Source organism: Dactylosporangium sp. NPDC005572 (assembly GCF_040605515.1).
In the GTDB taxonomy this organism is placed as follows: domain Bacteria; phylum Actinomycetota; class Actinomycetes; order Mycobacteriales; family Micromonosporaceae; genus Dactylosporangium.
Map to the genome: position 1 here is coordinate 1 of NZ_JBEXCY010000466.1, position 1,522 is coordinate 1,522.

Sequence of the window (1,522 nt, forward strand, 5' to 3'; positions counted from 1 at the left end):
CAATGCCGTTCAGTTAGGTGTGGGTGTGGCTGGTCAAGGGGTGTGTTGATCGTGATGTGAGAAGCGGAGTTCCGGTATCAAGGTTTGTCACTCCAAGACAACCCGAACCAGGAACTCCGCTTGGCTGATCAGATTGCCATATCCCGTACCGTCACGGTAGCTGCGGGGCCGTTCGCGGCGGGTCATCTCGGTGAGCTGACGCGTCTGCTGCCGTTCGAGATGATCGATGACGTCCTGACCACGACCGGTCGTACGCAGCAGCGGGTTCGTGTGCTGCCTGCTCGGGTTGTGGTGTATCTGCTGCTGGCCGGGTGTCTGTTCGCCGATCTCGGTTATCGGCAGGTGTGGTCGAAACTCGTTGCCGGGCTGCGTGGGCTGGGCGGGCTGGCGGTCGCTGACCCGACCGGTAGTGCGCTGCGGCAGGCCCGGCAGCGACTCGGCACGTCGCCGCTGCGGGCCTTGTTCGACCTGCTTCGCGGCCCAGCCGCGACCAGCGCCGTCGCTGCGGTGTGGTGGCGGGGCCTGCTACCGGTCGTCATCGACGGCACCATCCTCACCATCGCGGACTCGGCGGCCAACCTGCACCGCTACGGCAAACAACGCGGGAACCACGGCGGCTCCGGCTACCCCACACTGCGGCTCAGCGCGTTGCTCGCTTGCGGCACCCGGTCGGTGCTCGACGCGGTGTTCGACCCGATCACCACCGGTGAACTCGCCCAAGCCGGACAGCTGGCCCGCAGCCTGCGTGCCGGGATGCTGCTGCTGGCCGACCGCAACTACGCCGCCGCCGGCCTGATCAAAGCCTTCACCGTGACCGGAGCCGACCTGCTGATCCGCTGCAAGACCGGACGGAAACTCCCGATGATCCGCCGCTATCGGGACGGATCCTGGCTGTCGGTCATCGGCGGCCTGCCGATCCGGGTCGTCGAGGCCCGCATCAGCATCACCACCAGCAACGGCAGCCGCACCGGCGACTACCGGCTGATCACCACCCTGCTCGACACCCGCCGCTACCCAGCCGCCGATCTTGCCCGGCTCTACCACCAGCGCTGGGAGATCGAAACCGCCTACCTCGAACTGAAATCGACCATCCTCGGCGGGCGGGTCCTGCGAGCCCGCACCCCCGACGGCATCGACCAGGAAATCCACGCCCTGCTGATCGTCTACCAGCTGTTACGCACCGCCATGGTCGACGCCACCGACAGCCGGCCCGGCCTCGACCCCGACCGGGCCAGCTTCAGCACCGCCCTCAACGCCGCACGTGACCAGATCGTCCAGGCCGCCGGAGTCATCGCCGACACCGTCATCGACCTCGTCGGCGTCATCGGCACACACATCCTGGCGAACCTACTGCCCGACCGCCGCATCCGGACCAAAACCCGCATGATCAAACGATCAAACTCCAAATACCAAGCCCGCGGCCCAAACATCGACCGACACACCTACAAAGCCACCACCAGCATCGACATCCTCACCGACGAACCTTGACAACCCACTCACCGGCCTAACTGAACGGCGTTGC

The 1,522-nt window shown here is 66.1% G+C and carries 1 protein-coding gene; it reads left to right on the plus strand.

The annotated features are described in order from the left end of the window. The first annotated feature begins 120 nt into the window (after window positions 1-120). On the plus strand, window positions 121-1,488 hold the full coding sequence (locus ABZS66_RS61690) for an IS4 family transposase (RefSeq protein ID WP_354774290.1): 1,368 nt from the start codon (window positions 121-123) through the stop codon (window positions 1,486-1,488). Window positions 1,489-1,522 lie beyond the last annotated feature (34 nt).